28 protein-coding genes and 1 pseudogene are annotated in these 25,409 nt (G+C 64.9%); all 29 read left to right on the top strand.

The window, feature by feature from the left end; translation table 11 throughout:
* Window positions 1–124: 124 nt before the first annotated feature.
* Window positions 125–580 carry an MOSC domain-containing protein gene (locus LRS12_RS19725; RefSeq protein WP_257846155.1) on the top strand — a complete coding sequence of 152 codons (456 nt, stop codon included), beginning with the start codon at window positions 125–127 and terminating at the stop codon, window positions 578–580.
* A complete protein-coding gene (pgk, locus tag LRS12_RS19720; RefSeq protein ID WP_257846154.1) occupies window positions 577–1,767 on the top strand; it encodes a phosphoglycerate kinase in 1,191 nt (396 codons plus the stop codon). Before LRS12_RS19725 ends, pgk begins: the two co-directional genes overlap by 4 nt.
* Window positions 1,768–1,868: 101 nt before the next feature.
* Window positions 1,869–2,771, top strand: coding sequence for a fructose bisphosphate aldolase (locus tag LRS12_RS19715; RefSeq protein WP_257846153.1), 903 nt, complete (start codon window positions 1,869–1,871; stop codon window positions 2,769–2,771).
* Between the two features lie 60 nt (window positions 2,772–2,831).
* Window positions 2,832–3,518, top strand: a complete 687-nt coding sequence (thiE, locus tag LRS12_RS19710; protein ID WP_374581677.1) for a thiamine phosphate synthase — start codon at window positions 2,832–2,834, stop codon at window positions 3,516–3,518.
* A gap of 170 nt (window positions 3,519–3,688) precedes the next feature.
* Entirely contained in the window at window positions 3,689–4,612 is a 924-nt protein-coding gene (locus LRS12_RS19705) for a L,D-transpeptidase family protein (RefSeq protein ID WP_257846203.1), read from the top strand.
* Window positions 4,609–4,833, top strand: coding sequence for a hypothetical protein (locus tag LRS12_RS19700; protein WP_257846152.1), 225 nt, complete (start codon window positions 4,609–4,611; stop codon window positions 4,831–4,833). Before LRS12_RS19705 ends, LRS12_RS19700 begins: the two co-directional genes overlap by 4 nt.
* Window positions 4,796–5,218: a M23 family metallopeptidase gene (locus LRS12_RS19695; RefSeq protein ID WP_257846150.1), complete on the top strand. Its 423-nt coding sequence runs from the start codon at window positions 4,796–4,798 to the stop codon at window positions 5,216–5,218. Before LRS12_RS19700 ends, LRS12_RS19695 begins: the two co-directional genes overlap by 38 nt.
* Window positions 5,219–5,258: 40 nt before the next feature.
* Window positions 5,259–5,822: an elongation factor P gene (gene efp, locus LRS12_RS19690; protein WP_257846149.1), complete on the top strand. Its 564-nt coding sequence runs from the start codon at window positions 5,259–5,261 to the stop codon at window positions 5,820–5,822.
* Between the two features lie 124 nt (window positions 5,823–5,946).
* Window positions 5,947–6,762 carry an inositol monophosphatase family protein gene (locus tag LRS12_RS19685; protein ID WP_257846148.1) on the top strand — a complete coding sequence of 272 codons (816 nt, stop codon included), beginning with the start codon at window positions 5,947–5,949 and terminating at the stop codon, window positions 6,760–6,762.
* Window positions 6,759–7,646: a hypothetical protein gene (locus LRS12_RS19680; protein WP_257846147.1), complete on the top strand. Its 888-nt coding sequence runs from the start codon at window positions 6,759–6,761 to the stop codon at window positions 7,644–7,646. The genes LRS12_RS19685 and LRS12_RS19680 overlap by 4 nt, the downstream gene beginning before the upstream one ends.
* Before the next feature lie 98 nt (window positions 7,647–7,744).
* Complete coding sequence (gene ndhC / locus LRS12_RS19675) at window positions 7,745–8,119, top strand: NADH-quinone oxidoreductase subunit A (RefSeq protein WP_257846146.1); 375 nt, start codon at window positions 7,745–7,747, stop codon at window positions 8,117–8,119.
* Between the two features lie 47 nt (window positions 8,120–8,166).
* Window positions 8,167–8,688: an NADH-quinone oxidoreductase subunit B family protein gene (locus LRS12_RS19670; protein ID WP_257846202.1), complete on the top strand. Its 522-nt coding sequence runs from the start codon at window positions 8,167–8,169 to the stop codon at window positions 8,686–8,688.
* Window positions 8,685–9,605: an NADH-quinone oxidoreductase subunit C gene (locus LRS12_RS19665; RefSeq protein ID WP_257846145.1), complete on the top strand. Its 921-nt coding sequence runs from the start codon at window positions 8,685–8,687 to the stop codon at window positions 9,603–9,605. Before LRS12_RS19670 ends, LRS12_RS19665 begins: the two co-directional genes overlap by 4 nt.
* A pseudogene (locus LRS12_RS19660) lies at window positions 9,605–10,841 on the top strand (NADH-quinone oxidoreductase subunit D). Before LRS12_RS19665 ends, LRS12_RS19660 begins: the two are co-directional and overlap by 1 nt.
* The gene (locus tag LRS12_RS19655; protein WP_257846144.1) at window positions 10,838–11,119 is read left to right on the top strand and encodes a hypothetical protein; all 282 of its coding nucleotides are present in this window, start codon (window positions 10,838–10,840) and stop codon (window positions 11,117–11,119) included. Before LRS12_RS19660 ends, LRS12_RS19655 begins: the two are co-directional and overlap by 4 nt.
* Window positions 11,112–11,480, top strand: coding sequence for a nuclear transport factor 2 family protein (locus LRS12_RS19650; protein WP_257846143.1), 369 nt, complete (start codon window positions 11,112–11,114; stop codon window positions 11,478–11,480). Before LRS12_RS19655 ends, LRS12_RS19650 begins: the two co-directional genes overlap by 8 nt.
* Window positions 11,481–11,502: 22 nt before the next feature.
* Window positions 11,503–11,823, top strand: coding sequence for a hypothetical protein (locus LRS12_RS19645; protein WP_257846142.1), 321 nt, complete (start codon window positions 11,503–11,505; stop codon window positions 11,821–11,823).
* Window positions 11,824–11,829: 6 nt separating this feature from the next.
* A complete protein-coding gene (locus LRS12_RS19640) occupies window positions 11,830–12,498 on the top strand; it encodes an NAD(P)H-dependent oxidoreductase subunit E (RefSeq protein ID WP_257846141.1) in 669 nt (222 codons plus the stop codon).
* Between the two features lie 169 nt (window positions 12,499–12,667).
* On the top strand, window positions 12,668–13,972 hold the full coding sequence (gene nuoF, locus LRS12_RS19635) for an NADH-quinone oxidoreductase subunit NuoF (RefSeq protein ID WP_257846140.1): 1,305 nt from the start codon (window positions 12,668–12,670) through the stop codon (window positions 13,970–13,972).
* On the top strand, window positions 13,972–15,993 hold the full coding sequence (nuoG, locus tag LRS12_RS19630) for an NADH-quinone oxidoreductase subunit NuoG (RefSeq protein WP_257846139.1): 2,022 nt from the start codon (window positions 13,972–13,974) through the stop codon (window positions 15,991–15,993). Before nuoF ends, nuoG begins: the two co-directional genes overlap by 1 nt.
* Window positions 15,994–16,099: 106 nt before the next feature.
* Complete coding sequence (gene nuoH / locus LRS12_RS19625; RefSeq protein ID WP_257846138.1) at window positions 16,100–17,155, top strand: NADH-quinone oxidoreductase subunit NuoH; 1,056 nt, start codon at window positions 16,100–16,102, stop codon at window positions 17,153–17,155.
* Window positions 17,152–17,637, top strand: coding sequence for an NADH-quinone oxidoreductase subunit NuoI (gene nuoI / locus LRS12_RS19620; protein ID WP_257846137.1), 486 nt, complete (start codon window positions 17,152–17,154; stop codon window positions 17,635–17,637). The genes nuoH and nuoI overlap by 4 nt, the downstream gene beginning before the upstream one ends.
* Window positions 17,638–17,667: 30 nt before the next feature.
* On the top strand, window positions 17,668–18,294 hold the full coding sequence (locus LRS12_RS19615) for an NADH-quinone oxidoreductase subunit J (protein WP_257846136.1): 627 nt from the start codon (window positions 17,668–17,670) through the stop codon (window positions 18,292–18,294).
* Window positions 18,291–18,596: an NADH-quinone oxidoreductase subunit NuoK gene (gene nuoK, locus LRS12_RS19610; protein ID WP_257846135.1), complete on the top strand. Its 306-nt coding sequence runs from the start codon at window positions 18,291–18,293 to the stop codon at window positions 18,594–18,596. The genes LRS12_RS19615 and nuoK overlap by 4 nt, the downstream gene beginning before the upstream one ends.
* Window positions 18,597–18,705: 109 nt before the next feature.
* The gene (nuoL, locus tag LRS12_RS19605) at window positions 18,706–20,811 is read left to right on the top strand and encodes an NADH-quinone oxidoreductase subunit L (RefSeq protein WP_257846134.1); all 2,106 of its coding nucleotides are present in this window, start codon (window positions 18,706–18,708) and stop codon (window positions 20,809–20,811) included.
* Window positions 20,808–22,355, top strand: a complete 1,548-nt coding sequence (locus LRS12_RS19600; RefSeq protein WP_257846133.1) for an NADH-quinone oxidoreductase subunit M — start codon at window positions 20,808–20,810, stop codon at window positions 22,353–22,355. Before nuoL ends, LRS12_RS19600 begins: the two co-directional genes overlap by 4 nt.
* Window positions 22,355–23,800: an NADH-quinone oxidoreductase subunit NuoN gene (gene nuoN / locus LRS12_RS19595; protein WP_257846132.1), complete on the top strand. Its 1,446-nt coding sequence runs from the start codon at window positions 22,355–22,357 to the stop codon at window positions 23,798–23,800. Before LRS12_RS19600 ends, nuoN begins: the two co-directional genes overlap by 1 nt.
* Window positions 23,767–24,495, top strand: coding sequence for a biotin--[acetyl-CoA-carboxylase] ligase (locus tag LRS12_RS19590; protein WP_257846131.1), 729 nt, complete (start codon window positions 23,767–23,769; stop codon window positions 24,493–24,495). Before nuoN ends, LRS12_RS19590 begins: the two co-directional genes overlap by 34 nt.
* Window positions 24,496–24,506: 11 nt before the next feature.
* On the top strand, window positions 24,507–25,277 hold the full coding sequence (locus LRS12_RS19585) for a type III pantothenate kinase (RefSeq protein WP_257846130.1): 771 nt from the start codon (window positions 24,507–24,509) through the stop codon (window positions 25,275–25,277).
* The last annotated feature ends 132 nt before the right edge of the window (window positions 25,278–25,409 follow it).

The following is a 25,409-nucleotide window of genomic DNA, read 5'->3' as shown; positions in this document are numbered from 1 at the left end:
GTCACTCCCTCCCGACCCCGACCGGCAGCGCCACGTGTCAGCCTGACACGCGCATACACATGGCGAAAAACGTCAGACTTGTCAGGAACGGGTATGAAATTACCCGCTCAACCGGAGCGATCGCATGACCGGCCGGATTGCAGGCATTGCCCGCCACGCCATCCCAAAGGGGCCGATGGAGACCATCGACCACGCCACCGTCACGCTCGAAGGCGGTATCGGCGGCGATTTTCGCGGCGCGATGAAGGGCCAGCCCTACAAGCGCCAGGTCAGCCTGATCGAGGCGAACGACTGGGACGCCGCGATGGCTCAGGTCGGCCACTCGATCCCGTGGGAACAGCGTCGCGCCAACCTGCTGGTCGAGAATTTCGACCTGCCCCAGACCCCCGGTACCCGCATCCGCATCGGCGCGGACGTCGTCCTCGAAATCACCTGCGAGACCGAACCCTGTGAGCGGATGGAGGCGCTGGCCGATGGGCTGCGTGCCGCGCTCACCCCCGATTGGCGCGGCGGCGCGCTCACCAAAGTCATCACGCCCGGCAGCATTGCCGTCGGCGACAGCATCAGGATCGAAGAATGACCCGAGCCTTCAAGACCCTCGACGATATGGGCGACGTTACCGGCAAGCGTGTGCTGGTGCGCGAAGACCTGAACGTCCCGATGGCCGATGGTGCGGTCACCGACGACAACCGCTTCCGCGCGGCTGTCCAGACCGTCGCCGAACTCGCCGATCGCGGCGCAATCGTGCTGATTCTCGCCCATTTCGGCCGCCCCAAGGTGCCGAGCCCCGAACTCTCGACGGCTCAGCTTGCCCGTCCGTTCAGCCAGGTGCTGGGTCGCCCGGTGCGGTACATCGACTGGGAGGGCGACGCCGAGTCGGTCGCCACGCTTCAGCCCGGCGATATCGGCCTGCTCGAAAACACCCGCTTCTTCGGCGGCGAGGAGAAGAACGACCCGGCGACGGTCGACCGCTTCGCCGCGCTCGGCGATCTCTACGTCAACGACGCCTTCTCCGCCGCGCACCGCGCCCATGCCTCGACCGAGGGGCTGGCGCACCGCCTGCCCGCATTCGCCGGCCGCCAGATGGAGGCCGAACTCGACGCACTCGACAAGGCGCTCGGCAACCCCGACCACCCCGTCGCGGCAGTGGTCGGCGGGGCCAAGGTCTCGACCAAGCTCGACGTGCTCAAGGCCATGGTGGGGAAGGTCGATCACCTCATCATCGGCGGCGGCATGGCCAACACCTTCCTCGCCGCGCGCGGCGTCGATGTCGGCAAGTCGCTGTGCGAGCATGAGCTGGCCGGCACTGCGGATGAGATCTTCGACGCCGCCGACAAGGCCAATTGCACGATCCATCTGCCCTATGACGTGATGGTGTCGAAGGAATTCGCCGCCAACCCGCCGTCGCTGCGCACCTGCAACGTCCATGAAGTCGCCGCCGACGAGATGATCCTGGACATCGGCCCGGCGGCGAGCGAGGCGCTGGCGGACGTGCTCAAGAATTGCCGCACGCTGGTCTGGAACGGCCCGCTCGGCGCGTTCGAGACCAAGCCGTTCGACACCGCCACCATGGCGCTCGCCCACACCGTCGCCGCGCTGACCAAGGAAGGGTCCTTGGTCTCGGTCGCCGGGGGCGGGGACACCGTCGCCGCGCTCAACCAGGCCGGCGTCGCGGGCGACATGAGCTTCGTCTCCACCGCCGGCGGCGCGTTCCTCGAGTGGATGGAGGGCAAGGAACTGCCCGGGGTCGCGGCGCTGACGCGCTGACGGCATTTTTTCGGTCGCTTGGCTATCGTTGTCAGGCTTTTCAGCCGCTTGTCGCGCTGCAATAGGCCGCGCAACAAAGTGTCGGAACAGGGATGCCAGCGATGAACACCGCCGAAATGACCGCCAAGATCGCCGAAGGTAGTGGCTTCATCGCCGCGCTCGATCAGTCGGGCGGTTCGACGCCCAAGGCGCTGGCCGGTTACGGCGTTTCGGACGACGCCTGGTCGACCGAAGAGGAGATGTTCGGCCTGATCCACGCGATGCGCAGCCGCATCATCACCTCGCCCGCCTTTTCGGGTGACAAGGTGATCGGCGCGATCCTGTTCGAACGCACGATGGACGGCCAGGTTGATGGCAAGCCGACCCCGGCAGCGTTGATCGAGCGCGGCGTTGTCCCGTTCATCAAGATCGACAAGGGGCTGGAGGGCGAGGCGAACGGCGTTCAGCTGATGAAGCCGATGCCCGATCTCGACGCGCTGCTGACCAAGGCCAAGGGGCTCGGCGTGTTCGGCACCAAGGAGCGCTCGGTGGTCAACCTCGCCAACCGCGAGGGGATCGCTGCGGTGGTGAAGCAGCAGTTCGAGATCGGCGCACAGGTGCTCGGACACGGCATGATGCCGATCATCGAGCCAGAAGTGAACATCAAGTCGCCCGAGCGCGCTGAAGCCGACGCAATCCTCCGCGACGAAATCCTCAAGGCGCTCGACGCACTCCCCGAGGGGCAGCAGGTGATGCCTAAGCTGTCGATCCCCGCGACCCCCGGCCTGTTCGACCCGCTGGTCGACCATCCCAAGGTGCTGCGCGTCGTCGCCTTGTCCGGTGGCTACAAGCGCCCCGAAGCCTGTGCCGAGCTTGCCAAGAACCGGGGCATGATCGCCAGCTTCAGCCGCGCGCTGCTCGAGGATCTGCGCCATGGCATGAACGACACCCAGTTCGATGCGTCGCTCGCCCGCGCGATTTTCGATATCCACCGCGCCTCGACCAGCAAGGCGGTCGCCGCCTGAGCGCAGGGGGCGTGAAACGGACGCTTCCCGTCGCCCGTTTCGCGCCCTATCAGCGGCGGCATGATGATCGACGATGACGACCTGCCCCCGCTCGGCCCCGAATTCGCCGCCCAGTTCAAGCGCGACGACAAACGGCCGCCCTGCCAGCTCTATCTGATTTCTCCTCTCGACGTCGGCGGTACCTTCCCCGACAGGCTGGCGCGGGCACTCGACGCCGGGCCGGTCGCGGCCTTCCAGTTCCGCGTCAAGGACGTCGATCAGCACGAAGCGGCGCGCCTCGCGGATCCTTTGCTGCGGATCTGCGCAGACCGTGAGGTCGCGTTCATCGTCAACGACAGCATCAGCCTGGCCAAGCGCCTTGGCGCCGATGGCGTGCATCTGGGCCAGGGCGATGGCGATCCCCGCGAAGCCCGCGCCGTGCTCGGTCCGGCCGCGCAGATCGGCGTCACCTGTCACGACAGCCGCCATCTGGCGATGGAGGCCGGGGAGGCCGGGGCCGACTATGTCGCCTTCGGTGCCTTCTATCCCACCACGACCAAGCCGACGACGCACCGCCCTGACCCGGCGATCCTGTCGTGGTGGACGACGGTGTTCGAAATCCCGTGCGTGGCGATCGGCGGAATCACCCCCGCCAATGCCCTGCCCTTGATAAGCGCAGGCGCGGACTTCATTGCGGTGTCGAGCGCGGTGTGGGCGGGGGACGAGGCTGCGGCGGTGCGGGACTTCGCTCCGCTTCTTGGCGGCTGACCGGCAGGCGCGGAAACCGCTGCGCCGTTGCGCCGTTCTACCCCCGAACCGGTAGGAGAATTTGCGTGGGCAAGGGTGTTGCAGGATTGGTCGGAGCAGTCGCCCTCGCGATTGGCGGTGCGGTGGCGGTGCATGCGCAGAACAGTCCCGCGGAGAAAGCTGCACCCGCAATGCCTGGGCTGAGCCGCGATATCCTCCATGTCCAGGTGATCCTCGACCATCTCGGCTTTCCACCCGGCCCGCTCGACGGGCGTGAGGGACAGGGGCTGACTGCGGCGCTCAAGGCGTTCCAGATCACGCGCCAGATCCCGGTCACCGGCAAGACCGATGCGCGCACCTTGCAGGCGCTGCACGCGCACCGCGCGATCCGGCCGACCCGGATCGTCCGGCTCACCGCCGACATGCTTGCGGGTCCGTTCGTCCGCCCCTGGCCGCGCGACCCGCAGGCGCAGGCGAAGCTCAAGACGATGGGCTATCGCTCGGCGCTGGAAAAGCTGGCCGAGATGTTCCACACCACGCCGCAGGTGCTGATCGAACTGAACAGCGCGGACACCAGGCTCGCCGTCGGGGTGCCGGTCGAGGTGCCGAACGCGATTCCGCAATCGCGCGACTATCCCGCCGACCTCAAGCCCGAATGGCGCAAGACGCTGACCGACCTCAATGTTAACGCGGTCCAGCCCAGGGCGAACCGCGTCGTGGTCGACAAGTCCGACAAGGTGCTGCGTGTATTCGATGCCAAGGGGATGCTCGCGGCGCAATTCAACGTCACGGTCGGGAGCAAGCGCGACCCGTTGCCGATCGGCAGCTGGAAGATCAACGGCGTCGCGACCAATCCGGAGTTCCACTACAATCCCAAGCTGTTCTGGGACGTTAGCGACAAGAAGCCCGACGCCTTGCTCCCGCCCGGCCCCAACAGCCCGGTGGGCGTGGTATGGATCGACCTCAGCAAGCCGCATTACGGCATCCATGGCACGCCCGAACCGCATCTGATCGGGCGGAGCGAGAGCCATGGCTGCATCCGCCTGACCAATTGGGACGCGGCGCGGCTGGCGCTGATGGTGACACCGGGGACGCCGGTGGTGTTTCAGGAATGAGCCGGCTGCGGATCGTTTTGTGGCTGCTGGGAGGTTGCGCGGTCGCCCTGATCGCTTTCCTCGCCGCGACGATCCGGGTGGTCGAGCCGAGTGCCGCCGACGCCCGCCCATCGCAGATTGCGAAGCCGACACCAGCCCCCGCCCCGGTCGTCGCTCACGGCCCCGGTCTGATCGTTCCTGTCTATGGCGTCCCGCGCAGCGTTGCGCGGCAATTGGGGTGAGGCGCGCGGCGGGGGGACGCGGGCGCACCAGGGGATCGACATCATGGCATCGGCGAACACCCCGGTGATCGCTGCGGCCGACGGGCGGGTGGAGAAGCTGTTCTACTCGAACGGCGGCGGGGGCATCACCCTCTACCAGCGCTCAACCGATGGCGGGTGGATGTATTATTATGCCCACCTTGCCGGCTATGCGGAGGGAATCGCCGAGGGGCGGGTGCTGCGCGCGGGCGAGACGTTGGGCTATGTCGGCGACACCGGCAATGCCGGGGCGGGCAATTACCACCTACATTTCGGCATCGCGCGCATGGCACCGGGCGAGCGCTGGCATCAGGGGACGCCGGTGGACCCGTATCCGCTGCTTGCCGGATCGCGCGTAGATCGCTAAGGGCCGCGCCTGTTCTTTCTCAGCACTGTAGGCGATCCCCATGAAGATCAGCGGCGTGGACATCCGTCCCGGCAACATCATCGAATATGAAAACGGCATCTGGCGCGCGGTGAAAATCCAGCACACCCAGCCGGGCAAGGGCGGCGCCTATATGCAGGTCGAGCTCAAGAACCTGCGCGACGGGCGCAAGAACAACGTCCGCTTCCGCTCCGCCGAGACGGTCGAGCGCGTGCGCCTCGACACCAAGGATTTCCAGTTCCTCTACCCCGAGGGCGACGGCCTCGTCTTCATGGACAAGGAAACCTATGATCAGGTGACGCTGCCCCGCGACCTGCTCGGCGACGCTGCGGCGTTTCTGCAGGACGGAATGGACGTCGTCATGGAGCTGTATGACGAGGAAGCGATCAGCGTCCAGCTGCCCGACACCATCGAAGCGACGATCGTCGAGGCCGACGCGGTGGTGAAGGGGCAGACGGCATCGTCGTCCTACAAGCCCGCGATCCTCGACAATGGCGTGCGCATCATGGTCCCGCCGCACATCGCGAGCGGCACGCGCATCGTCGTCGATGTGTACGAGCAGACCTACGTCCGCCGGGCGGACTAAAGGCCCTCTCCCTTTGGGAGAGGGTTGGGTGAGGGTGGCTTGAGACCAACCTCACCCTCACCCTCCCATCGCTGACGCGATGGGCCCCTCCCTCTCCCAAAGGGAGAGGGGTATTGGAGCGTTTATGGTTTCCCATTCCGGCCTCATCACCGTCATCGAGCGTGCCGCGCGCAAGGCGGGGCCGCGGCTGCGGCGTGACTTCAACGAAGTCCAGCAGCTGCAGGTCAGCCGCAAGGGGCCGGCGGACTTCGTGTCGATGGCCGACAAGCGCGCCGAGGACTCGCTGATCGAGGAACTGCGCAAGGCGCGGCCCGACTGGGGGTTCCTGGTCGAGGAGCGCGGCGTGATTGCTGGCGATCCGGACAAGCCGCGCTGGATCATCGATCCGCTCGACGGCACCACCAACTTCCTGCACGGCATCCCCCATTTCTGCATGTCGATCGCGGTCGAGGATCCGCATGGGCCGCAGGGCAAGCCCGAAATCACGCATGGCTATGTCTATCAGCCGATCACCGATGAAAGCTTCTGGGCCGAAAAGGGCCGAGGCGCGTGGTTGCAGGGCCAGCGGCTGCGCGTTTCGTCACGCCGCGACCTCGCCGATGCGCTGATCGCCACCGGAATCCCGTTCCTGGGCCATGGCAATTTCGCGGAGTGGAGCCGCATCTTTGGCGCGGTCGCCCCCGAAGTCGCCGGCATCCGCCGCTTCGGCTCGGCCGCGCTCGACCTCGCCTGGGTTGCCGCCGGTCGCTATGACGGCTTCTGGGAAAGCGGCCTCAAGCCCTGGGATACCGCAGCGGGCATCCTGCTGGTCAAGGAGGCTGGCGGCTTCGTCACCGATTTCCGTGGCACCGACAATGCCCATGCGAAGGGCGAGATTCTCGCCGCGACCGACGCGATCCATTCGAAGCTGCACAAGCTGCTCGCCGGATCGCTGCGGTGATCCGCGCGGGGGCGTGGCTGCTGGCGCTGGGCGCTGCGGCGGATGCCCCCATGACGGTCTATTCCGCACCACCCCAGCACCGGTTGGTCGAGGGGGTTGCGACCGATGGCGAGACCATCTGGCTGTCGAGCGTACTGGATCGCAAAATCCTGATCCGCCGCGCGGGTGCCGATGCCAGGATGGCGATGCCTGCGGGCACGCTGCACCCGATGGGGCTGGCCTGGGATGCGCGCCGCAAATGGCTGTGGATCGCGACCGACTGCCCCGATCTTCCCGATGTCGCGAAATGCGAGTCCGGCGCTCTGGTCGCGGTGGATCGCAAGGGACGGCTCAAGGCGAAAGTCTCGCGCGGACCGGGCTTCCATCCCGGCGACGTCTCGGCCGCGAATGGCGAGGTGTTCGTGTCGGACGGCCTGAACGGCGCGGTCTATCGGCTGCGCGGCGGCGAGCTCGACCCGCTGATCGCCCCCGGCGTGGCCCGTTCGGCCCAGGGAACCGCGCTCACCGCCGATGGCACGCAGCTGGTAATCGCCGACTATGGCCGGGGCATTGCCACCGTCGACCTCAGCACCAAAGCGCGGACCTTGCTTCCGATGGCGGGGGACAAGCCACTGCGCGGGCTCGACGGTCTGGTCCGCGTCGGCGAGGATTATTACGCGATCCATAATGGCAGCACTCCCGGTTCGCTGATCCGCTTTCGGATCAACGGGGCGCAGATCGAGGTGACCGTCGCGCATCGCGGCGCGCCGCTTGTCGACCCGACTCAGCTCGCCCGCGACGGCAACCGATTGCTCATCGTCGCTGATGCCGGGTGGCCGGGTGCGAGCAAACCGGACCAGCCGCCGCGCGGGTCGGACACATTGGTCGCATTTTCCCTCCGCTAGTCGGTTAGTTGCGAATGATTCTCAAGGGTTTCCGCCCTTGATGCCCCCCAGTCATCGGCCTAAAGCGACCCCAAGATTCCGCAACCGCGAGGGCCGTCTTGGTCGACCTGTCCGAATATCTGCCGATCCTGCTGTTCCTGGGTGTGGCGCTGGTGCTGTCGAGCGCCTTCGTCTTTCTGCCCATGATCGCGGCCCGCTTCACCGGCGCGCATCAGCCGACGCCCGAAAAGCTCACCGAATATGAATGCGGCTTCCCCGCGTTCGAGGATTCGCGCAGCCAGTTCGACGTGCGCTTTTACCTCGTCGCGATCCTGTTCATCATCTTCGATCTTGAAGCGGCGTTCCTGTTCCCCTGGGCGGTGACGGTGTTCGATCTTGGGTGGGCTGCGTGGATTTCCATGATGATCTTCATCGCCGAACTCGGCCTGGGCCTCGCTTATGCGTGGAAGGTCGGGGCGCTGGATTGGGAATGAGTAACGTGAACCAGACTTCTCCGATCCTGAACGCGCAGGGGCAGCCGATGGCGGGCGGCGCGATCGTTCAACCCGATCAGTCGTTCTTCAACGACCTGAATGGCGAGCTCAACGACAAGGGCTTCCTCGTCACCTCGACCGAAGATCTGTTCCAGTGGGCGCGCACCGGCAGCCTGTGGTGGATGACCTTCGGCCTTGCCTGCTGCGCGGTCGAGATGATCCATGTCAATATGCCGCGCTATGACATGGAGCGGTTCGGCGCCGCCCCGCGCGCATCCCCGCGCCAGTCGGACGTGATGATCGTCGCGGGTACGTTGTGCAACAAGATGGCCCCGGCGCTGCGCCGCGTCTACGACCAGATGTCGGAGCCGAAATACGTTATCTCGATGGGCAGCTGCGCCAATGGCGGCGGCTATTATCATTATAGCTACAGCGTCGTGCGCGGGTGTGACCGGATCGTGCCGGTCGACATCTATGTCCCCGGTTGCCCGCCGACTGCCGAGGCTCTGCTGTACGGCGTGATGCAGCTTCAGCGGAAGATCCGCCGCATCGGCACGGTGACGCGGTGAAGGCCCCGGCTCCGAAATACGCCGCCAATGACGGCGTGATCGCGGCTGCGCAGGCGGCGCTGGGCGACATGCTGGTCGAGGCGACCGATCTGGTCGGTGAGGTCAATCTGACCGTCGATCGCGCGCGGTTGCCGGAGGCGATGATCGCGCTGCGCGACGGCGCGGGGCTGCACTATCAGGCGCTGATGGAGGTTGCCGGGGTCGATTATCCCGAGCGCGCCGAGCGGTTCGACGTCTGCTACATGCTGCTCAGCTACACCCGCAACCACCGCATCCGCGTCCGCGTGACGACGGACGAGGTTCAGCCGGTGCCGTCGGTCACCTCGATCTGGCCGGTCGCCGGCTGGCTCGAGCGCGAAGTGTACGACATGTACGGCGTGCTGTTCGAAGGGAATTCGGACCTGCGCCGCATCCTTACCGATTACGGGTTCCGCGGCCATCCGCAGCGCAAGGACTTCCCGCTCTCCGGGTTTGTCGAGCTGCGTTACTCCGAAGCCGACAAGCGCGTGGTCTATGAGCCGGTTCAGCTGGCGCAGGACTTCCGCAATTTCGACTTCATGAGTCCGTGGGAAGGGGCGGAATATATCCTGCCCGGCGACGAGAAGTACGTCGCGCCGCCACCGCCGCCCGCTCCCCCCGCGCCGCCGCCCGCCGTCAAGGTCGAGGAAAAGCCTGCCGCCGCGCCCGCAGCCAAGGGTGCGCCGACTCCTGCAACCGCCGATGCGGTCGCCAAGTCGGATGCTGCCGACAAGCCGGTCAAGGCGCGCGTGCGCAAGCCCAAGACCAGCGACGGTCCGCAGGACACCGGCATCGGCAAGGCGTCGCCCGGTGCCGGCCCGGCGCCCGCAAATCCCGATGTTGTGAAGAAGCCCCGCAAGCCCGCCAAGCCGCGCGCGAAGAAGGGGGATGAGGCATAATGGCCGAATATCTCGACGAAATCGCGGGTCGCACCGATGCGGGCGATCCCAGCACGGGCGACACGGCGATCGCCAACTACACGATCAACTTCGGGCCGCAGCACCCGGCGGCGCACGGCGTGTTGCGCCTCGTCACCGAACTGGATGGCGAGATTATCGAGCGGATCGATCCGCATGTCGGCCTGCTCCATCGCGGCACCGAAAAGCTGATCGAGTACAAGACCTATACCCAGGCGCTCCCGTACATGGATCGCCTCGACTATTGCTCGCCGCTGGCGATGGAGCACAGCTTCGTGCTCGCGGTCGAAAAGCTGCTCGACCTGGAAGTACCGGTGCGTGCGCAATATCTGCGCGTGTTCTTTGCCGAGCTGACCCGCATCTGCAACCACATGCTCAACCTCGGCGCGCACGTGATGGACGTCGGCGCGATGACGCCGAACCTGTGGATGTTCGAGCTGCGCGAGGACTGCCTCAATTTCTTCGAGCGCATGTCCGGCGCGCGCATGCACCATAATTACCTGCGTCCCGGCGGCGTGCATCAGGACGTGCCGCTCAAGCTGCTGACCGATATCGGCGACTGGCTCGACACGCGCCTGCCGCAGCTGTTCGGCGACGCGATCAGCCTGGTGGCGGAGAACCGCATCTTCAAGCAGCGCAATGTCGACATCGCGATCGTCAATCGCGACGACGCGGTCAAATGGGGCTTTTCCGGCCCGATGATCCGCGCCGCCGGTATTCCGTGGGATCTGCGCAAGTCGCAGCCCTATGACGTGTATGACCGCATGGATTTCGAAATCCCGGTCGGCACGCGCGGCGATTGCTATGACCGCTTCATGGTCCGCGTCGAGGAAGTGTACCAGTCCGCGCGCATCATGAAGCAGTGCCTGAACGATATGCCGTCGGGCCCGATCGCATCGCTCGACCGCAAGGTGGTGCCGCCCAAGCGCGCCGAGATGAAGCAGTCGATGGAAGCGCTGATCCATCACTTCAAACTCTATACCGAGGGTTTCCACGTCCCCGCAGGCGAAGTGTACGTCGCGACCGAAAGCCCCAAGGGCGAGTTCGGCATCTACATGGTCAGCGACGGGTCGAACAAACCCTATCGCTGCAAAAATCCGCCCGACCGCATTCAGCCACTTGCAGGCAATGGACTTCATGTCGCGCGGGCACATGTTGGCGGACATCACCGCGATTCTGGGCGCGATGGATATCGTGTTCGGGGAGTGTGACCGGTGATTGCGCGGCTAGCAGAGTGGTTGGATGAGCGGGGGGACCTCCTGAGCGCCGCCAATCTCATTTTTCTGATCGGACCTGCAGCGGCGGTTGCGCTCTTTGCTGTGGTGATTTGGCGCGAAGTCTCTCAGGGCGCCGCGTTTTGGTCCGTACTTGTGACCGGGTTGGTTGTTGGCGCAGGATACTATGCCGCGTTGATGCGCGCTGTCGCTCGCCAAGGCGAGCGTCGGTATCAGAAGGACGTGCGGGAAAGTCTTTCTTCGGAATACAAAAATGGCTGACACCCTCACCCTCCACGACGCGGCCGTGAGCACCCGCATCGCGACCGCGCACGAAATGATCGCGCATTACAACGCGCAGGATGCCGACGCCTATGTCGCGCTGATGACCGACGATGCCTGTGAAGCGGGCTATCGCGGTGCGGTGCTGCGTGAAGGCAAGGAAGGCGTCCGCGCGGGGCTGAAGGCGATGTTCGCCCAGTTCCCGCACAACCGCGCCGACATCCTCGCCAGCTATGAGCTGGGCGAGACGGTGCTGCTCCACGAAACGGTCTCGCGCGCGCCCGATGGCGAGCAGTTCGAGGTCATGTCCATCTACACCTTCAGCGGCGACAAGGTGAGCCGCGTGGAGTTCATCCGGTGAGCGTTCTCGCAATTCTTTTGCTATGGCGGCGAATGGCCCATCTGAATCGGTGCGGATCCGTATCAGCCATCAGTTTATCGCTGCCGTAGCGAAAGATCGCGATCCGGTCGCCACCGGCGTGGTCCAGGCGCTGACGGCCGAGCAGGCGGCACAGTTGAAGGCGTTCAAGTCGTGCAAGCCTGCTGTGCTGTCTCAGCCCCGCGCACCGAACCTCTCGTCAATCCTTTGGAGGTGTCGGGAGGATCGCAAGGAGGTGATGTGGGTGACCGAACTTCTGTTCGACGGGTCAAAAGTTGTCTCGATCGAGATTTTCCCTGCCTCCTCGCGGCCGGGCATAGGTTGAACTGGTATGGCTGACGCAAACGCAATCGAAGACACGCCGGAACTCCGCGCACGCTGGGGCGGGTTCGCCTGGACGGCGGAGAACGCCAAAAAGGCGGCGACCATCCGCGCGCGCTATCCCGAGGGGCGGCAGATGAGCTGCACCATCCCCTATCTCGACCTCGCCCAGCGTCAGGTCGGGGCGGAGACGGATACGCAGGGCTGGCTGCCGATCCCGGTGATCGAATTCGTCGCGCGTGAGCTCGACATGGCGGTGATCCGCGTGCTCGAGGTCGCGACTTTCTACACCATGTTCAATCTGCAACCGGTCGGCAAATATCATGTGCAGGTGTGCGGCACGACGCCGTGCTGGCTGCGCGGATCGGACGAGGTGTTCGCCGCGTGCAAGAACCGCGGCATGGCCAAGGGCAAGACCACGCCCGACGGCTTGTTCACGCTGACCGAGGTCGAGTGCATGGGCAATTGCGCCTCCGCGCCGATGGTCCAGATCAACGACGATAATTTCGAGGATCTGAACTACGACCGCACCGTCGCGATCCTCGACGCGCTGGCGCAGGGCAAGAGCCCCAAGGCGGGCACGCAGGAGCCCGGCCGCCACACCGTCGAGCCGCTTGGCGGCCCGACCACGCTGACCGCAATGGTGTCCGAAAACCACGATTACAGGAGCGAATGGTGAGCAAGAACACGATCTTCACGATCCTCGCCATCATCGGTGGCATCGTCGTCGCAATCTGGGCGCTGAAGCTCGCCGCGAAGCTGTTCGTGCCGCTGCTCGTCATCGGCGCGGGCGTCGCGATCTATCTCGCGGTCAAGGACAACAAGCGTATCGGGGGGGCCGCGCTAAGATGCTCGCGGACAAGGACCGGATTTTCACCAACCTCTACGGCTATCAGCCGTGGACCCTGGACGCTGCGATCAAACGCGGCGCGTGGGACAATACCAAGAAGCTGCTCGAACTCGGCCCCGACACGATCATCGAGAAGATCAAGGCGTCGGGCCTGCGCGGGCGCGGCGGGGCGGGGTTCCCGACCGGCATGAAGTGGAGCTTCATGCCCAAGAACCCGACGCCCGAGCGGCCGAGCTTCCTGGTCATCAATGCCGACGAATCCGAACCGGGTTCGTGCAAGGACCGCGAGATCATCCGCCACGACCCGCATTTGCTGCTCGAAGGCGCGCTGGTCGCGGGCTTCGCGATGCGCGCGCGTGCGGCCTATATCTATATTCGCGGCGAATATATCCGCGAGGCCGAGACGCTGTTCAAGGCGATCGAGGAAGCCTACGCCAAGGGCCTGCTGGGCAAGAATGCCTGCGGTTCGGGCTATGATTTCGACGTCTTCTGCCATCGCGGCGCGGGCGCCTATATCTGCGGCGAAGAGACCGCGATGATCGAGAGCCTGGAGGGCAAGAAGGGCCAGCCGCGCCTCAAGCCGCCCTTCCCGGCGGGCGCGGGCCTTTATGGCTGCCCGACCACGGTCAACAATGTGGAATCGATCGCGGTTGCGCCCACGATCCTGCGCCGCAGCCCCGAATGGTTCGCGAGCTTTGGCCGTGAGAACAACAAGGGCACCAAGCTGTTCCAGATCAGCGGGCACGTCGAAAAGCCGTGCGTGGTCGAGGAAAGCATGTCGATCCCGTTCCGCGAGCTGATCGAAAAGCATTGCGGCGGCATTCGTGGCGGCTGGGACAACCTGCTCGCCGTGATCCCTGGCGGATCGTCGGTGCCGCTGGTTCCGGCGGCGGAGATCATGGACGCGCCGATGGATTTCGACGGCCTGCGCTCGCTCGGATCGGGCCTGGGCACCGCCGCCGTGATCGTGATGGACAAGTCCACCGACATCGTCGCCGCGATCAGCCGCATCAGCTATTTCTACAAGCATGAGAGCTGCGGCCAGTGCACCCCGTGCCGTGAGGGCACCGGCTGGATGTGGCGCGTGATGGAGCGGATGCGCACCGGCGACGCCGACATCAGCGAGATCGACACGCTGTTCAACGTCACCAAGCAGGTCGAAGGCCACACCATCTGCGCGCTCGGCGACGCGGCGGCATGGCCGATCCAGGGGCTGATCAAGCATTTCCGGCCCGAAATGGAGCGCCGGATCATCGAAAAGCAGGGCGGGGGACTTTCGCCAATGCAAGAGGCAGCGGAATAATGCCCAAGCTGACCGTAGACGGGATCGAAGTCGAAGTCCCCGCAGGTGCCACCGTGCTCCAGGCGTGCGAGGCTGCGGGCAAGGAAATCCCGCGTTTCTGCTATCACGAGCGCCTCAGCATCGCGGGCAATTGCCGCATGTGCCTGGTCGAGGTGAAGCCCGGGCCGCCCAAGCCGCAGGCGTCGTGCGCGCTGCCCGCCGCCGACAATCAGGACGTCCGCACCGACAGCGCGATGGTGAAGGCCGCGCGCGAAGGCGTGATGGAGTTCCTGCTGATCAACCACCCGCTCGATTGCCCGATCTGCGATCAGGGCGGCGAGTGCGATCTGCAGGACCAGTCGATCGCGTACGGGCGCGGGCACAGCCGCTACACCGAGAACAAGCGCGCGGTGACCGAGAAGTACATGGGCCCCATCGTCAAGACGGTGATGACCCGCTGCATCCAGTGCACCCGCTGCGTCCGCTTTGCCGAAGAGGTCGCGGGCGTGGAGGAGATCGGCGCGATCTATCGCGGCGAGAATATGCAGATCACGTCGTATCTGGAGAAGGCGGTCACGTCCGAACTGTCGGGCAATGTCGTCGACCTGTGCCCGGTCGGCGCGCTGACGTCGAAGCCCTATGCGTTCGAAGCGCGGCCGTGGGAGCTGAAGAAGACGCTGGCGATCGACGTGATGGACGCGGTCGGCACCAATATCCGCATCGACAGCCGCGGTCGCGGCGTGCTGCGCGTCCTCCCGCGCATCAACGAAGACGTGAACGAGGAATGGGCGCACGACAAGACGCGCCACCATGTCGACGGCCTCAGCTTCCGCCGGCTCGACAAGCCCTATGTCCGCAAGGACGGCAGACTGGTCGAAGCGACATGGGACGAGGCGTTCGCGGCGATCGCCGTCGCGGCCAAGGGTGCGGGCGACAAGGTTGCCGCGATCCATGGCGACCTGCTCGATTGCGAGACGATCTTCGCCGCCAAGAAGCTGGTCCAGTCGTTCGGCTCGACCCTGCTCGAAGGGCGTCAGACCGGCATGGCGTATGACACGTCGTCGTTGTCGGCGGTAAATTTCAACACCACGATCGCGGGTGTCGAAACGGCGGACGTGATCCTGCTGGTCGGAACGAACCTGCGCTGGGAAGCGCCGCTGGTGAACACCCGCGTGCGCAAGGCGATCAAGCGCGGCGCCAAGGTCTTCGCAATCGGGCCGGAAACCGACCTGACCTACAAAACGACGTGGCTCGGCAACGATCTCGGCCTGCTCGGCAAGCTGCCCAAGGCGGCGGCGGATGCGTTCAAGGATGCGGCACGCCCGATGGTGATCGTCGGCGGCGCGGCGCTCAAGAACGGGCATGGCGCGGCATTGGCGCTGGCGAAGAAGCTGAACCTTGTGCGCGAAGGCTGGAACGGCTTCAACGTGCTGCACATGGCGGCGAGCCGCATGGGCGGCTTGATGCTCGGTTTCGCGTCGAAGGGCGGCATTGCCGACATCGTCGCGGCAAGCCCCAAGCTGACCTTCTTCCTCGGCGCGGACGAAGTGGATTTCTCCAACTTCGCCAACAGCTTCAACGTCTATATCGGCCATCATGGCGACAAGGGTGCACATGCGGCGGACGTGATCCTGCCGGGCGCGAGCTATGCCGAGAAGCATGGCACCTATGTCAACCTGGAAGGCCGGGTCCAGCGCAGCGAGAAGGCGGTTTCGGCCCCCGGCGACGCGCGTGAGGATTGGACGATCCTGCGCGCCCTGTCCGAAGTGATGGGCAAGACGCTGCCGTTCGACAGCTTTGGCGAACTGCGCGCGGCAATGGCCGCCGAAGTGCCGGCGCTGGGCAGCGAAGGGCTCGCCAGCTTTGGCTGGAACCCGCCCGCGCTGGATGCGAAGGGGGAATGGGCCAAGGGAGAAGAGGAAATCGCTTACCCGATCGCCGACTTCTACCTGACCAATGCCATCTGCCGCGCATCGCCGACGATGCAGCGCTGCTCGGCCGAACTGATCCACGGCGAGGATTTCGCGGAGGCGGCGGAGTGATGCGCTCCTCATTCGTCACCCCAGCGAAAGCTGGGGTCTTGTGCCGCAAGCGCGCGCTCTATTCTCTTGAGACCCCAGCTTTCGCTGGGGTGACGGGTATGTTCGCATGACCGACTTTTTCCAGAACACCCTCGGCATGTCCTTCGAATGGGCGTGGTTCGTCGCGACGATCGCGGGCATCCTGCTGATCGCGCTGCCGCTGATGCTGGCGGTGGCGATGATCATCTATGCCGATCGCAAGATCTGGGCGGCGATCGCGCTGCGGCGCGGTCCGAACGTCGTCGGCCCGCTCGGCCTGCTCCAGTCGTTCGCGGACGGGCTCAAGGTCTTTCTTCAGGAAACCATCATCCCGTCGAGCGCGAACAAGGGGCTGTTCCTGCTCGCGCCGATCATCACCTTCACCGTCGCGCTGATCGTGTGGGCGGTGATCCCGTTCCAGGCGGGCGTGGTGCTGTCGAACATCAATGTCGGCCTGCTCTACATCCTCGCGGCGTCGTCGCTCGGCGTGTACGGCGTGATCCTGGCGGGCTGGTCGTCCAACTCGAAATATCCCTTCTATTCCGCGGTGCGCGCCGCGGCGCAGATGGTCAGCTATGAAGTCTCGATCGGTTTCGTGCTGATCGCGGTGGTGCTGTGGGCGGGGACGTTCAACCTGACCGGGATTGTCGAGGGGCAGCGCGGCCATGTCCTTGGCCTGTTCAACGGCTATGGCTTCAACCCGCTGCTGTTCCCGATGGCGGTGGTGTTCCTGATCTCCGCCCTCGCCGAAACTGCGCGCGCGCCGTTCGACCTGACCGAGGCGGAGGCGGAGCTGGTCGCCGGCTACCAGACCGAATATTCGTCGATGAGCTTCGCGCTGTTCTGGCTGGGCGAATATGCCAACGTCATCCTGATGTGCACGCTCAACGCGGTGCTGTTCTGGGGTGGCTATTTGCCGCCGATCGACTGGGCGCCGCTCTATGCGGTGCCGGGCATCATCTGGCTGTTCGCCAAGATCCTGTTCTTCTTCTTCGTCTTCTCGTGGATCAAGGCGACCGTTCCGCGCTACCGCTATGACCAACTGATGCGCCTGGGCTGGAAAATCTTCCTCCCGCTGTCGCTGTTCTTCGTATTCCTGGTTTCCGGCTATCTGATGCTGGACCGCGTTGGAGTTCCCGCATGAGCGTCGCCCAACTCGTCCGTTCGTTCACCCTGTGGGAGTTCGTGAAGGCGCATGCCCTCACGCTGAGGTATCTCTTCAAGCCCAAGGCGACGATCAACTACCCGTATGAGAAGAACCCGCTCTCGCCCCGCTTTCGCGGCGAGCATGCGCTGCGCCGTTATCCGAACGGCGAAGAGCGCTGCATCGCGTGCAAGCTGTGCGAGGCGATCTGCCCTGCGCTGGCGATCACGATCGAGGCCGAGCCGCGCGAGGACGGCAGCCGCCGCACCACGCGCTACGACATCGACATGACCAAGTGCATCTATTGCGGGCTGTGCGCCGAGGCATGCCCGGTCGATGCGATCGTCGAGGGCCCCAATTTCGAATTCGCGACCGAAACGCGCGAGGAGTTGATCTATCACAAGGAAAAGCTGCTCGCGAACGGCGACCGCTGGGAACGCGCAATCGCCGCGAACCTTGCCGCCGATGCACCCTATCGTTAAGCGCGCGGCACCAAAGGGGCACATGATTCCGTGATTCAAGCAATCGCCTTCTATCTCTTCGCCGGGGTGGTAATCCTCTCCGCCGCGATGACGATTACCGCCCGCAATCCCGTTCATTCGGTGCTGTGGCTGATCCTGGCGTTCTTCAACGCCGCCGGGCTGATGGTACTCGCAGGCGCCGAGTTTATCGCGATGCTGCTGGTCATCGTCTATGTCGGCGCGGTCGCGGTGCTGTTCCTGTTCGTCGTGATGATGCTCGACATCGACTTTGCCGAGCTGCGCGCCGGGTTCGTGCGCTACGCCATGTTCGGCCTCGCCATCGCGGTTGCGCTGGCGGCGGAGATCGTCATCGGCACCTTTGCGTGGAGCGCGGGCAAGATCGATCTGGCCAAGCGCGTCGCCCCGATCGACCCCGACACTGCACTCGGCCAGGTGTCGAATATCGAAGCGGTCGGCATGCTGCTCTACACCCGCTATCTGTATCTGTTCGAGGCTGCCGGCTTCATCCTGCTCGTCGCCATGGTCGGCGCGATCGTGCTGACCCACCGCCAGCGCGGCGGGGTGATGAAGCAGAATGTCTGGCGCCAGATCAACCGGCGTCAGAAGGACGCGACCCGCAACGTCAACCAGCCCGTCGGGCAGGGGGTGGAGCTGTGATCGGAATCACCCATTATCTCGTCGTCAGCGCGATCCTGTTCACCATGGGCGTGCTGGGCATCTTCATGAACCGCAAGAACCTCATCGTCATCCTGATGGCGATCGAGCTGATCCTGCTCAGCGTGAACCTCAACCTCGTCGCCTTCTCGTCGTACCTTGGCGACATGGTGGGTCAGGTGTTCGCCATGTTCGTGCTGACCGTTGCGGCGGGTGAGGCCGCGATCGGTCTCGCCATCCTCGTCATCTATTTCCGCGGCCGCGGCACGATCTCGGTCGACGACGTCAATCGGATGAAGGGCTGATGCGCGTGAAGAAGCTCGTCATGCCAGCGAAAGCTGGCATCTCCCTCCTCCAGCGTGCGCCCTCGTGGCACGAGACCCCAGCTTTCGCTGGGGTGACGGGGTTGTTTTGATGTCTTCGATCCATTTCATCGTTTTCCTGCCGCTGCTGGCAGCGATCGTCGCGGGGTTCAGCAATCGCGCGTTCGGGACAGTGTTCCCGAAGATCGTCACCACCGGCGCGCTGCTGATCGCGGCGGGGCTGAGCTGGCCCGTGTTCATCGGGTTCATGACCGGCGCGAACGAGCCGCAGGTGGTTCAGGTGCTGACCTGGATGCGCTCTGGCGATCTCGACGTCAGTTGGGCACTCCGCGTCGACAGCTTGACCGCCGTCATGCTGGTCGTGGTCACCAGCGTCTCGGCGCTCGTCCACCTGTATAGCTGGGGCTATATGGAAGAGGACCCGGATCAGCCGCGCTTCTTCGCGTATCTCTCGCTGTTCACCTTCGCCATGCTGATGCTGGTGACCGCCGATAACCTGCTGCAGATGTTCTTCGGCTGGGAAGGCGTCGGTCTCGCCAGCTATCTGCTGATCGGCTTCTGGTTCAAGAAGCCGTCGGCCAACGCCGCCGCGATCAAGGCGTTCGTGGTCAACCGTGTCGGCGATCTCGGCTTCATGCTCGGCATCTTTGGCGTGTTCCTGGTGTTCGGCACCATCTCGATCCCCGAAATCCTCGAAGCTGCGCCCGGCATGGCGGGCAGCACGATCGGCTTCCTGGGCTATCGCGTCGACACGCTGACCGTGCTCTGCCTGCTGCTGTTCGTCGGCGCGATGGGCAAGTCGGCGCAGCTTGGCCTGCACACTTGGTTGCCCGACGCGATGGAAGGCCCGACCCCGGTTTCGGCGCTGATCCACGCGGCGACGATGGTCACCGCGGGCGTGTTCATGGTCTGCCGCCTGTCGCCGCTGTTCGAACAGGCGCCGATCGCACTCGGCTTCGTCACCTTTATCGGTGCGGCGACCTGCCTGTTCGCCGCGACGGTCGGCACGACGCAGACCGACATCAAGCGCGTCATCGCCTATTCGACCTGTTCGCAGCTCGGATACATGTTCTTCGCTGCGGGCGTCGGCATGTATGGCGCGGCGATGTTCCACCTGTTCACCCACGCCTTCTTCAAGGCGCTGCTGTTCCTGGGTGCCGGCTCGGTGATCCACGCGATGCACCATGAGCAGGACATGCGTTACTATGGCGGCCTGCGGAAGCACATCCCGGTCACCTTCTGGACGATGATGGCGGGCACGCTCGCGATCACCGGCGTCGGCATCTACTGGCTCCATGCCGGGTTCGCGGGCTTCCACTCCAAGGACGCGATCCTCGAGGCGGCATACGCATCGGGCTGGGGCCAGGGCGCGTTCTGGGTCGGCGTGTTCGCCGCACTGCTGACGAGTTTCTACTCGTGGCGCCTGATGTTCCTCACCTTCTTCGGCAAGCCGCGCTGGACCCAGTCGGAGCATATCCAGCACGCGCTGCATGACTCGCACGGCCATGACCACGCGCATGACGAGGCGCATGGCCACGCGGTCGCGCATGCGGAGAACCCGCCGGCGCAGGAAGATGCGGGTCACGAGCCGCATGCCCATGCGCATGGCGCACATGAGACGGCGGACGGGACCGGCGGCTATCATCCGCACGAAAGCCCGCTGCCGATGATGATCCCGCTGCTGGTGCTCAGCCTCGGCGCGGTGTTCGCGGGCTTCGCGTTCAACAAGTTCTTCATCCAGCCCGAGGCTGGCGAGATCTTCTGGAAGGGCGCGGTCGCGTTCGACGAGCATCTGGCGAACGCGATGCACGAAGTGCCGTTGTGGGTGAAGCTGTCGGCCAGCATCGTCATGCTGCTCGGCCTGTTCGGGGCATGGGTCGCGTACATCAAGTCGCCGACCATCCCGGCGCGCTTCACCGCGACCTTCTCGCTCCTCTACAAGTTCCTGCTGAACAAGTGGTATTTCGACGAGCTGTACAATGTGCTGTTCGTGAAGCCCGCCTTCTGGTTCGGTCGCCTGTTCTGGAAGCGGGGCGACGAGGGGCTGATCGACCGGTTCGGCCCCAACGGCTCCGCTGCGGCGGTCAGGTTCGCGGGTGTGTGGAGCGGCCGCCTCCAGTCCGGATATGTCTATAGCTATGCGTTCGTCATGCTGATCGGCCTGACCGCAGCCGTTACCTGGGTGATCACGCGATGAGCGGCATTCTCTCCATCATGCTGATCGTGCCGCTGGTTGCGGCGGTCGCATGCCTGTTCACCACCGCGAACAATGCGCGCTGGATCGCGCTGACTGCGACGCTGATCGACCTGGTGCTCGGCGGCGTGCTGTGGGCGAATTTCGAGATTGGCGGGCCGCAGTGGCAGTTCGTCGAATATACGCCGATCTTCGGGCGCTTCGCCTGGGCGCTGGGCATCGACGGCTTCGCGCTGCTGCTGATCATGCTCAGCGTGTTCCTGATGCCGATCTGCATCGGCGCCAGCTGGACCGCGATCGAAAAGCGCGTGCCGGAATATATGGCGGCTTTCCTGATCACCGAAGTGCTGATGATCGGTACCTTCGCGGCGCAGGACATTTTCCTGTTCTACATGTTCTTCGAAGCCGGCCTGATCCCGATGTTCCTGATCATCGGCATCTGGGGCGGCGCGAACCGCATCTACGCGTCGTACAAGTTTTTCCTCTACACGCTGCTCGGCTCGCTGCTGATGCTGATCGCGATGATGTACATGAGCATCACCGCGGACACGACGTCGATCCCCGAACTGATGGCGTATGACTTCCCGGTCGATGTCCAGACCTGGCTGTGGCTGGCCTTCTTCGCGTCGTTCGCGGTGAAGATGCCGATGTGGCCGGTCCATACCTGGCTTCCCGACGCGCACGTGCAGGCGCCGACCGCCGGTTCGGTGATCCTGGCGGGCGTGCTGCTGAAGCTTGGCGGATACGGCTTCCTGCGGTTCAGCCTGCCGATGTTCCCGGAGGCTTCGGCGCAGCTGATCTGGCTGGTGTTCGGCCTGTCGTGCATCGCGGTCGTCGTGACCTCGCTGATCGCTCTGGTGCAGAACGACATGAAGAAGCTGATCGCCTATTCGTCGGTCGCGCACATGGCGATCGTGACCTTGGGCCTGTTCACCTTCAACCGTCAGGGGATCGAGGGCGCGATGATGGTCATGCTGGGCCACGGCCTGGTATCGGGCGCCCTGTTCCTGTGCGTCGGCGTGATCTACGACCGCCTGCATACGCGCGAGATCGACCGGTATGGCGGCCTTGCGATCAACATGCCGAAATATGCGATCCTGTTCATGCTGTTCACGATGGCGTCGGTCGGCCTGCCGGGCACGAGCAACTTCGTCGGCGAACTGCTGGCGCTGATGGGTACCTACCAGGTGTCGACGCTCGCGACGCTGATCGCGACGACCGGCATTATCCTCGGTGCTGCGTACATGCTGTACGTCTATCGCCGCGTCGTGTTCGGTGACCTCACCAAGGACGACGTCAAGGCAATGCCGGACCTCAACAAGCGCGAGATGGCGCTGCTCGCCCCGATCGCGGCGGCGGTGCTGTGGATGGGCGTGTACCCGGAAAGCTTCCTCGCGCCGATGCGCGCCGATGTCGCGACGCTGCTTGCCCGGATCGAGCGCGCACGTCCGGCGGGTGACAGCCTTCCGACCCCCGGCAATCCCGCAGCGGCCAGGGCCGCGCATGCCGAAGACCATAAATCGGCCGAGCACGGAGCGGCACACTGATGGACTACGCCGCACAAGTTTCGATGGTCCTGCCCGAGATCGTCCTGTCGGTCGGGGCGCTCGCGCTGCTGATGGTCGCCGCATGGGGCGGTCAGGCGGTGACGCGCGCGGTGAGCTGGGTGTCCGTCGCCGTGCTGATCGGTGCGGGCATCGCGCTGACCGGCCCCGCGTCGTCGGGCGGCACCGCGTTTGATGGCCTGTACCGCGCCGACCTGTTCTCCGCCTATGCCAAGGCGCTGATCTTCTTCGCTGCGGCGGTCTCGATCGTCATTGCCCCGCGCTTTTTCGCGCGCACCAGTGGCGAGGATCTGCGCCCCGAATATCCGATCCTGATCCTGTTCGCGACCGCGGGCATGGGCATGATGGTGTCGGCGAACGACCTGCTGACGCTGTATATCGGGCTCGAGCTCAACAGCCTTGCCTCCTACGTGCTCGCCAGCTTCATGCGCCGCGACGAGCGTTCGGCCGAAGCTGGCCTGAAATATTTCATCCTCGGTTCGCTCGCGTCGGGCATCCTGCTCTACGGAATCAGCCTGGTGTACGGGTTCAGCGGGACCACGGTGTTCGGCGACATCGCGTCGGCTTACGCTGCGGGTGAGAGTATGGGGCTGCTGTTCGGCCTGGTGTTCGTCTTCGCTGGCCTAGCGTTCAAGATGTCGGCGGTACCGTTCCACATGTGGACGCCGGACGTGTATGAGGGTGCACCGACGCCGGTGACCACCTTCTTCGCCAGCGCGCCCAAGGTTGCGGCCATGGCGCTGTCGGTCCGCGTCGCGATCGAAGCGATGGGTCCGGTCACCAGCGACTGGCGCCAGATTGTGATCTTTGCGGCGCTTGCCTCGATCGTGCTCGGCGCGGTCGCGGCGATCGGCCAGCAGAATATCAAGCGCTTGCTTGCCTACTCCTCGATCAACAATGTCGGCTTCGCGCTGATCGGTCTGGCCGCCGGTACTGCCGAGGGCGTGGCGGGCGTGCTGACCTATCTCACCATCTATGTGGTGATGACGCTGGGCAGCTTCCTCGTCGTGCTCCAGATGCGCGACGCGGATGGCCAGCCGGTCGAGACGATTGCCAGCCTGTCGGGCCTGTCGCGCACGCGCCCGGCATTGGCGGCGGCGCTCGCGATCTTCATGTTCAGCCTGGCGGGCATCCCGCCGCTGTTCGGCTTCTGGGCGAAGTTCGCAGTGTTCGAGGCGGCGGTGCGCGCCGACCTGTTCTGGCTTGCGGCGATCGGTATCGCTGCGTCGGTGATCGGCGCCTTCTATTACCTCAAGATCGTCAAGACGATGTACTTCGACGAGCCTGCCCCGGCCTATGCCAAGGGTGACAGTGCGCTCGAAGGCGGGCTGATCGCCGCTGCGGCGATCTTCGTCTCGCCGCTCGGTTATCTGCTGATCCCGGTGCTCGGCGCATGGTCGATTGCGGCGGCGCGGACGCTCTTCTGATCCGCGTCGTAGCCGAAACCGGTTCGACCAACGCCGACATGCTGGCGCTCGCTGCGGCGGGCGCGAGCGAGGGATCGTGGTTGCGCGCCGAACGCCAGACTGCGGGCAAGGGGCGTCAGGGCCGGGCTTGGGAATCGCCGGTCGGCAATTTCTACGGCAGCACCCTCGTGCGCGTGCGTCTGACCGACCCGCCGGCGTCGGCGCTCGCGCTGGTCACGGTCGTTGCACTCGAAGAAGCAGTGCGCGTCTTCCTGCCCACCGGCGCGACGATCAAATGGCCCAACGACCTGCTGATCGACGGCGCAAAGTTGTCGGGCGTGCTGTTGGAGCGCGCGAGTGACGCCGTAGTCGTCGGCATCGGCGTCAACCTGGCGCATTACCCTGAACTATCCGATCGCCCTGCCACCAGCCTCGCCGCGCAGGGTGTGGCGGTCGACGCCGCGAGCTTTGCCGATATGCTCGCCGACAGCTTCGCCCGCTGGCTGTCGCGGTGGCGCGGCGAGGGGCTGGAGCCGGTTCGCCAACGCTGGCTCGACCGCGCGCATCGCAAAGGGACAGCACTCACCGCGCGGCTCCCTGATGGCACCAGCCATGACGGCCTGTTCGACGGTCTCACAACCGATGGCGCTCTGATCCTGCGCTTGGCCGATGGGTCGCGGCATGTCATTCATGCCGGTGACGTCTTCCTGATCTGAAGGACAAATCCATGCTGCTCGCGATCGACGCCGGCAACACCAATGTCGTCTTCGCCCTGGTCGAGGGACGGGAGGTCAAAGCGCGCTGGCGCATCGCCACCGATCCGCGTCGCACGGCCGACGAATATGCCGTGTGGCTGAGCCAGTTGCTTGCGCTGGAGGACTATGAGCGCGGCGTCGTCAGCGGCGTCATCATCGGCACGGTGGTCCCGCGCGCCCTCCACAATCTGGAGGTGCTGGCGCAGAAATATTTCGGCTGCACGCCACTGGTGGCGGGCCGCGACGGGTGGCCGATCGCGCTGGATGTCGAGGAGCCGCAGAGCGTCGGTGCGGACCGCGCGCTCAACATCATTGCCGCGCATGAAAATCACCCCGGGGACCTGATCGTCGTCGACTTCGGTACCGCCGCAACCTTCGACGTCGCCGACTATACCGGGGCGTACAAGGGCGGAATCATCGCGCCGGGCATCAACCTGTCGCTCGACGCACTGGTTACCGCCGCCGCCAAGCTGCCCCGCATCGCGATCGAGGCCCCCGCAAACACAAGCGTCATCGGCCGCAACACGGTCGATCAGATGCATATCGGCATCTATTGGGGCTATATCGCGATGATCGAGGGGCTGGTCGCGCGGATGAAGGCCGAAATCGGCCGCCCGGTGAAGGTGATCGCCACCGGCGGGCTTGCGGTGCTTTTCGAGAAGCAGACCGATGTGTTCGACGTGATCGAACCCGACCTGACGATTCAGGGCTTGGCGATGCTGTGGGAGCGGAAAGGCACCTAGCCACGAAGTCGCTCGGCCCGGCCCCTTCGACTACCTGCAAGGCAGACGCTCAGGACATGCTTGTGCCGGGGTCCACTTGTCCCTACGCCCGGCCCTTGAGCCTCTAGCTTCGCGCTTGCCTCCCCCGTCGTG

Origin of the sequence: Sphingomonas sp. J344 (assembly GCF_024700005.1) — a bacterium.
GTDB lineage: Bacteria > Pseudomonadota > Alphaproteobacteria > Sphingomonadales > Sphingomonadaceae > Sphingomonas.
Note: the sequence above shows the minus strand (reverse complement) of the source record. Positions and strands in the feature narration are given on the sequence as shown.

Excerpts from the sequence above, each read along its gene's own strand:
- LRS12_RS19725 (WP_257846155.1), top strand. The coding sequence starts at position 125 with ATGACCGGCCGGATTGCAGGCATTGCCCGCCACGCCATCCCAAAGGGG.
- pgk (WP_257846154.1), top strand. The coding sequence starts at position 577 with ATGACCCGAGCCTTCAAGACCCTCGACGATATGGGCGACGTTACCGGC.
- LRS12_RS19715 (WP_257846153.1), top strand. The coding sequence starts at position 1,869 with ATGAACACCGCCGAAATGACCGCCAAGATCGCCGAAGGTAGTGGCTTC.
- thiE (WP_374581677.1), top strand. The coding sequence starts at position 2,832 with ATGATGATCGACGATGACGACCTGCCCCCGCTCGGCCCCGAATTCGCC.
- LRS12_RS19705 (WP_257846203.1), top strand. The coding sequence starts at position 3,689 with ATGCCTGGGCTGAGCCGCGATATCCTCCATGTCCAGGTGATCCTCGAC.
- LRS12_RS19700 (WP_257846152.1), top strand. The coding sequence starts at position 4,609 with ATGAGCCGGCTGCGGATCGTTTTGTGGCTGCTGGGAGGTTGCGCGGTC.
- LRS12_RS19695 (WP_257846150.1), top strand. The coding sequence starts at position 4,796 with ATGGCGTCCCGCGCAGCGTTGCGCGGCAATTGGGGTGAGGCGCGCGGC.
- efp (WP_257846149.1), top strand. The coding sequence starts at position 5,259 with ATGAAGATCAGCGGCGTGGACATCCGTCCCGGCAACATCATCGAATAT.
- LRS12_RS19685 (WP_257846148.1), top strand. The coding sequence starts at position 5,947 with ATGGTTTCCCATTCCGGCCTCATCACCGTCATCGAGCGTGCCGCGCGC.
- LRS12_RS19670 (WP_257846202.1), top strand. The coding sequence starts at position 8,167 with ATGGCGGGCGGCGCGATCGTTCAACCCGATCAGTCGTTCTTCAACGAC.
- LRS12_RS19650 (WP_257846143.1), top strand. The coding sequence starts at position 11,112 with ATGGCTGACACCCTCACCCTCCACGACGCGGCCGTGAGCACCCGCATC.
- LRS12_RS19645 (WP_257846142.1), top strand. The coding sequence starts at position 11,503 with ATGGCGGCGAATGGCCCATCTGAATCGGTGCGGATCCGTATCAGCCAT.
- LRS12_RS19640 (WP_257846141.1), top strand. The coding sequence starts at position 11,830 with ATGGCTGACGCAAACGCAATCGAAGACACGCCGGAACTCCGCGCACGC.
- nuoF (WP_257846140.1), top strand. The coding sequence starts at position 12,668 with ATGCTCGCGGACAAGGACCGGATTTTCACCAACCTCTACGGCTATCAG.
- nuoG (WP_257846139.1), top strand. The coding sequence starts at position 13,972 with ATGCCCAAGCTGACCGTAGACGGGATCGAAGTCGAAGTCCCCGCAGGT.
- nuoH (WP_257846138.1), top strand. The coding sequence starts at position 16,100 with ATGACCGACTTTTTCCAGAACACCCTCGGCATGTCCTTCGAATGGGCG.
- nuoI (WP_257846137.1), top strand. The coding sequence starts at position 17,152 with ATGAGCGTCGCCCAACTCGTCCGTTCGTTCACCCTGTGGGAGTTCGTG.
- nuoL (WP_257846134.1), top strand. The coding sequence starts at position 18,706 with ATGTCTTCGATCCATTTCATCGTTTTCCTGCCGCTGCTGGCAGCGATC.
- LRS12_RS19600 (WP_257846133.1), top strand. The coding sequence starts at position 20,808 with ATGAGCGGCATTCTCTCCATCATGCTGATCGTGCCGCTGGTTGCGGCG.
- nuoN (WP_257846132.1), top strand. The coding sequence starts at position 22,355 with ATGGACTACGCCGCACAAGTTTCGATGGTCCTGCCCGAGATCGTCCTG.
- LRS12_RS19590 (WP_257846131.1), top strand. The coding sequence starts at position 23,767 with ATGGTCGATTGCGGCGGCGCGGACGCTCTTCTGATCCGCGTCGTAGCC.
- LRS12_RS19585 (WP_257846130.1), top strand. The coding sequence starts at position 24,507 with ATGCTGCTCGCGATCGACGCCGGCAACACCAATGTCGTCTTCGCCCTG.